The sequence below is a fragment of the Mesorhizobium sp. M7A.F.Ca.CA.001.08.2.1 genome (genome assembly GCF_003998455.1).
In the GTDB taxonomy this organism is placed as follows: domain Bacteria; phylum Pseudomonadota; class Alphaproteobacteria; order Rhizobiales; family Rhizobiaceae; genus Mesorhizobium; species Mesorhizobium ciceri.
Genome location: NZ_RZPW01000397.1, coordinates 1 through 5,737 on the forward strand (window position 1 = coordinate 1; position 5,737 = coordinate 5,737).

At 63.3% G+C, this 5,737-nt stretch carries 6 protein-coding genes; 3 read left to right on the plus strand and 3 right to left on the minus strand.

Features of this window, described 5'->3' with window-relative positions:
- Positions 1 to 103 precede the first annotated feature (103 nt).
- The 3 genes from EN914_RS38375 to EN914_RS21775 all read left to right on the plus strand — a co-directional run bounded on the left by EN914_RS38375 (position 104) and on the right by EN914_RS21775 (position 2,705).
- Positions 104 to 250 (plus strand): hypothetical protein, encoded by a 147-nt coding sequence (locus EN914_RS38375; RefSeq protein ID WP_155924989.1) that lies wholly within the window; start codon positions 104 to 106, stop codon positions 248 to 250.
- A 63-nt stretch (positions 251 to 313) separates the two neighbouring features.
- Entirely contained in the window at positions 314 to 1,993 is a 1,680-nt protein-coding gene (locus EN914_RS21770) for an electron transfer flavoprotein-ubiquinone oxidoreductase (protein WP_024505276.1), read from the plus strand.
- A gap of 112 nt (positions 1,994 to 2,105) precedes the next feature.
- Positions 2,106 to 2,705 carry a DUF922 domain-containing Zn-dependent protease gene (locus EN914_RS21775; RefSeq protein ID WP_024505275.1) on the plus strand — a complete coding sequence of 200 codons (600 nt, stop codon included), beginning with the start codon at positions 2,106 to 2,108 and terminating at the stop codon, positions 2,703 to 2,705.
- Positions 2,706 to 2,709: 4 nt separating this feature from the next.
- On the opposite strand, the gene EN914_RS21780 is transcribed toward EN914_RS21775, so the two are convergent.
- From EN914_RS21780 to EN914_RS21790, 3 genes are all read right to left on the minus strand, one after another.
- Positions 2,710 to 3,756 (minus strand): endonuclease/exonuclease/phosphatase family protein, encoded by a 1,047-nt coding sequence (locus EN914_RS21780; RefSeq protein WP_024505274.1) that lies wholly within the window; start codon positions 3,754 to 3,756, stop codon positions 2,710 to 2,712.
- 71 nt (positions 3,757 to 3,827) lie between these two features.
- Positions 3,828 to 5,291, minus strand: a complete 1,464-nt coding sequence (locus EN914_RS21785) for an AMP nucleosidase (protein WP_224674137.1) — start codon at positions 5,289 to 5,291, stop codon at positions 3,828 to 3,830.
- A gap of 116 nt (positions 5,292 to 5,407) precedes the next feature.
- Positions 5,408 to 5,602 carry a hypothetical protein gene (locus EN914_RS21790; protein WP_024505272.1) on the minus strand — a complete coding sequence of 65 codons (195 nt, stop codon included), beginning with the start codon at positions 5,600 to 5,602 and terminating at the stop codon, positions 5,408 to 5,410.
- Between the last annotated feature and the right edge of the window lie 135 nt (positions 5,603 to 5,737).

The following is a 5,737-nucleotide window of genomic DNA, read 5'->3' on the forward strand; positions in this document are numbered from 1 at the left end:
CATCAGAAGGGCCAAAAGGAGCGCCCGGCGGATCCGGCCGGGCGGGAAAAGAAAGAGCGTCGATGAAAAGCCGGCTGGCCCAGGAAAGCGCATGGCGTGAAGTATGGCCGATAAGCAAGCCGTCGAACAATTAAAAACGCGCGCCCCGCAGGCAATGCCAGGCGAAAAGCAGTCTTCCAGCCTCGCAATGCGCGACTTTTTGGCCAAAACGGCATTGTCACGTATGCGCCGGTTTCCTGTCGTCAATTGATGCGCTATGCAGCGCGGGAGCCAGCAAGATACCCGAATGGGATAAGCCAGTGCGGAGGGGTTGATGAGCGACATCGAACGCGAAAGCATGGAATTCGACGTGGTTATCGTCGGTGCCGGGCCGGCGGGCCTCGCCGCCGCCATCCGCCTCAAGCAGGTCAATCCCGAGCTTTCGGTCGTCGTCCTGGAGAAGGGCGGTGAGGTCGGCGCCCATATTCTCTCCGGCGCCGTCGTCGATCCGATCGGCATCGACCGGCTCTTGCCGGGCTGGCGCGACGAGGACGGCCATCCCTTCAAGACGCCGGTCACCGCGGATCATTTCCTGGTCCTTGGTCCTGCCGGCTCGTTCCGTCTGCCCAACATTTTCATGCCGCCGCTGATGAACAATCACGGCAACTACATCGTTTCGCTGGGCAATGTCTGCCGCTGGCTGGCGACCAAGGCCGAAGCGCTCGGCGTCGAGATCTATCCGGGCTTTGCCGCTGCCGGCCTGCTCTACAATGAGCAAGGCGCCGTCACCGGTGTCGTTACCGGCGACATGGGCGTCGAGAAGGACGGAACGCACGGCCCGGCTTTCGCACCCGGCATGGCGCTGATGGGCAAATATGTGCTGATCGGGGAGGGCGCTCGCGGCTCGCTCGCCAAGCAACTGATCGCCAGATACAAGCTTTCCGATGGCCGCGAACCGGGCAAATACGGCATCGGCCTGAAGGAACTCTGGCAGGTCAAGCCGGAGAACCACCGGCCGGGGCTGGTCCAGCATTCCTTCGGCTGGCCGCTTGACTTGAAGACCGGCGGCGGCTCGTTCCTCTACCATCTCGAGGACAATCAGGTGGCGGTCGGCTTCGTCCTCCATCTCAATTACAAGAATCCCTGGCTGTCGCCGTTCGAGGAATTCCAGCGCTTCAAGACCCATCCGGCGATCGCGGCTACGTTCGAAGGCGGCAAGCGGCTGGGCTATGGCGCGCGCGCCATCACCGAGGGCGGCTGGCAGTCGGTGCCGAAATTGTCCTTCCCCGGCGGTGCGCTGATGGGCTGTGCCGCGGGCTTCGTCAACGTGCCGCGCATCAAGGGTTCGCACAATGCGGTGCTGTCCGGCATGCTGGCGGCCGAGCATGTCGCCGAGGCGATCGGCGCCGGGCGCGCCAACGACGAACTCGCGTCCTACGAGGAAGCCTGGCGCGCGACCGACATCGGCAAGGATCTGAAGAAGGTGCGCAACGTCAAGCCGCTGTGGTCGCGCTTCGGCACCATCGTCGGTGTCGGCCTTGGCGGCCTCGATATGTGGCTGAACACGCTGTTCGGTGTCTCGCCCTTCGGCACGCTGAAGCATGGCAAGGCCGACTACGCAACGCTCGAGCCTGCCGCCCGGCACAAGAAGATCGCCTATCCGAAGCCCGATGGCGTGCTGACTTTCGACAGGCTGTCCTCGGTGTTCCTGTCCAACACCAATCACGAGGAAAACGAGCCGGTCCACCTGCTTGTCGGAGACATGGAGCTGCAGAAGCGTTCCGAGCACGATGTCTTTGCGGGCCCCTCGACGCGCTATTGTCCGGCCGGGGTTTACGAGTGGGTCGACAAAGACGGCAACGCCGCCGCCGATCCCACGGCCAAGGATGTGCGCTTCGTCATCAACGCGCAGAACTGCGTCCACTGCAAGACATGCGACATCAAGGACCCGAACCAGAACATCAACTGGGTGCCGCCGCAAGGCGGAGAAGGCCCGGTCTATCAGGGCATGTAGGCCCGCGCCGGCCGCGGCGTGCAAAGGTCCCGACGATGGCATGTGGAACATTAGAACTGTTGAAACTGCCGCGCGCTTATGGTTCCATTCCTTGACGATAAGGAGATGGCCAATGCGCCTGGCGGTTCTGGCATGCCTTGTGGCGATCGGTGCGCTGTTCGGTTTGGCTTCGGCGGCCCCGGCCGGCACCAGGGTGGTGGTCAAGACGCGGACCTACGACATCACCGGGAACACGGGGCTGGCACTAGTCCAGGCTATGGACCGCAAGGGGCCGAAGCACGGCTTCATGACGCATGCCATCGCGCTGACCGGCTACGCTGTGGATTGGGACCTCGACACCAGCCAGGACAATGGCGTCTGCCGCTTGCGGCGTGCCAACGGCACGCTCAATCTCTTCTACACGTTTCCGCGTGTCGCCTCGGCCACCACCCCGACGCTCCGGAAGCGCTGGACGCGGTTCTTCGCCGGCGTCCGCGCCCATGAGGAAACCCATGGCCGCATCGCCAGGGAGATGATGCGGGCCACGGAAAGATCCATCTCCGGCCTCAGGATTGCCGACGACCGGTCCTGCTACAAGACACGTCGCGAGGCACAGCGACGCATCAAGGCCACCAATGCCGCATATGAGGCCAAGCAGCTCGCTTTCGATGCGCGCGAGCATCGCGACGGCGGCCATGTCCAGCATCTCGTCATCGCTTTGGTCAGGCCCTGATCCTTCAGCCTGGCGTCTTGCCGGTCTGGACAATGGCCGCGGTCGCGGTTTCATGTTCATCGAGCGGCTTTTGCTGATTCAGCCTGAGCGAGAACTCCACCATGACCGGAAGGTGATCCGAGCCGGTGTCTTCCAGCCGTGTCGCCGAATGGATCGTCACGCCGCCCTTGCTGAAAACCTGGTCGATCGGCAGGCCGGCGAAGCGCCGCAGGAAATCCGGCAGCCTGATGTGGATCCAGGTCGGGCCGGCGGAAGGCATGACGGTCAGCCCGCCAAGCGCCGCGACCCGCCGCACGGCGGCACTCCATGGGGCGGCATTGCAGTCGCCCGCCATGATGGCCGTCTCGCCGAGCGCGGAAAGCGGCTCCGTCAACTCGCCGATCTGCCAGTACTGCTCGCGTGGCCAGGGCCAGCTGAGATGGATCGCGGCGACATCGACGTCGATGCCGCCGAAGTCGACGGTCGCTGTCGCCATGGCACCACGCCTTTCGCAACGCGGCTCGGTGCCGGCGGCAAAGGGCCGCCGCGAGAGCAGCGCGACGCCGAATATCTTGTTAGGGTAAGGACAGAGGATCCGGTATGGATATGCGCTGCTGATATAGCCAAGCTCGGTCGCCCACATCGCCGACACCTCGTCGAGGGTGATCACGTCGGGATTGGTCCGGCCGATCAGCGACAGCACCTTCTTCGGCGTTGGATTGTCGTAGCGCAGGTTCATCTGCAGCAGCTTGTAGATCGCGCGGTCTTCGTTCTTGGCTTCATAGGCGGCCTGAACCGGCCACAGGCGGGAGAAGGACAGCGAGCCGGAAGTGGTGGCGAAGGCCGCCACGGCAAAAAGCAGTGCCACGGCCGCTTGCAGTCGAAATGTCGTGGCCAGCAGCGGCAACGCGCAAAGCGCCATCAGCACGGCAAGGTGGACGCGGAAATGCGAGAAGGAATCGAAGGCGGGATGCAGCGTTCCGAAAAACCCGGCCACCAGCGCGATCGAACAGGCCAGCATTGCCAGGAATGCAACCGAAATCAGCAATGTCCCGAAGCCCGCTTTCTCCATGCCGCCTGCTTATCGGCAGAAATGCGGCTCAATCAAGATGGCGAAACGCCCATGCGATGCGTGGAACCGGCCTACTGGAACGCCGTTTCCGAAAAACTTCTGAGCTTGCGCGAATGCAGCCGCTCCATCGGCATTTCCGCGAGCTTCTCCATAGCCCTGATGCCGATGGTCAGGTGCTGCGCCACCTGGCGCTTGTAGAATTCGGTCGCCATGCCGGGCAGCTTCAACTCGCCATGCAGCGGTTTGTCCGAAACGCACAGCAGCGTGCCGTAGGGAACACGGAAGCGGAAGCCATTGGCGGCGATGGTCGCCGATTCCATGTCGAGTGCGATGGCGCGAGATTGCGACAGACGCTGTACCGGCCCACGCTGGTCGCGCAGTTCCCAGTTGCGATTGTCGATGGTGGCGACGGTGCCGGTGCGCATGATGCGCTTCAGGTCGTAGCCCGAAAGGCCGGTGACTTCGGCGACGGCTTCCTGCAACGCCACCTGGATCTCGGCCAGCGGCGGGATCGGCACCCAGACCGGAAGATCGTCGTCCAGCACGTGGTCCTCGCGCACATAGGCATGCGCCAGCACATAGTCGCCCAGCGCCTGGGTGTTGCGCAGGCCGGCGCAGTGACCGAGCATCACCCAGGCATGCGGCCTCAGCACCGCAATATGGTCGGTGATGGTCTTGGCGTTGGAAGGCCCGACGCCGATATTGACCATGGTGATGCCGCCATGTCCCGATTTCTTCAGGTGATAGGCCGGCATCTGCGGCAGGCGCGGCGGTGCAACGCCTTCGCTGGGCGCGCTCTGCCCGCCCTTGGTGATGACATTTCCCGGCTCGACGAACTCCGTGTATCCGCCGCCGCCATTGGCCATCAGGTCGCGGGCGCGGGCGACGAATTCGTCGATGTAGAACTGATAGTTGGTGAACAGCACGAAGTTCTGGAAATGCTGCGGCGTGGTTGCCGTATAGTGCGACAGCCGGTGCAGCGAATAGTCGATGCGCTGCGCCGTGAAGGGCGCCAGAGGCCTCGGCTCGCCGAAGGCGACTTCGAAGGTGCCGTTGGCGATCTGGTCGTCGGTGCCGTCGAGATCGGGCACGTCGAACAGGTCGCGGATCGGCCGCTTGATACGCTCTGCCGCCGCGCCGTCGACATGGGTGCCTTCAAGGAAGGCGAAATGCAGCGGGATGGGTGTGGTCGATTCCGACACCGTGACCGCAACCCCATGATTGCGCATGATCAGGCGCAACTGCTCGACGAGGTAGCTTTCGAACAGGCCCGGCTGGGTGATGGTGGTGGAAAAATGCCCAGGCGTCGGCATATGCCCATAGGCCTGGCGCGAGTCGATCTGGGTGAATGAGTTGGTGGTGACGCCGATCTCCGGATAGAAGGCCCGGTAGCGCTTGCCATTATCACCGCCTGCTGCCGCCAATTCTGCGAAGGAGTCGCGCAGGAACCTGGTGTTGCGATCGTAAAGCGCCTGCAGTGCCTTGACGGCCTTTTCGGCGCTATCAAAGCTTTGCCGGCCAAAAGGCTCCGGCATGACGACAGATTCGATGGCTTGTGGGTAGATTCGCTTTTCCATGGCTCAATATAGAGACTTGGATCGGCACTTGGGAGGGGTGTCGCGACCGAAGGCGGTCAAAGCGCCGTTTTTCTTCAACCGCGCTGCAGGCTGACCAGAAGCACAAAGCCGACGCCGGACTTCTTCAGGGCCGGTGCGTCGATCGTCGAGCCGGCGTCAGCGCGCATCATCGGCACGGCCAGGACCGGAGCGGCCAGAACCGTCAGGATAAGCGCCGCCCGCGGCAGAAGCCGAAGGGTCTTGAGAGCGTTGGCGGCGATGCGGTTCATGGCGTTCAGCTTTTCTTTTCGAGGTCTTGGTTTCTTTGTTCAGTTGCGAAGATGGGTGGGGCAGGCGAGGCGGCAGGTTCTGGAACTGGCTTCGTCCCAGGCGCGGGCCGGACGGCCCGCTTCAGCGACGAGGAT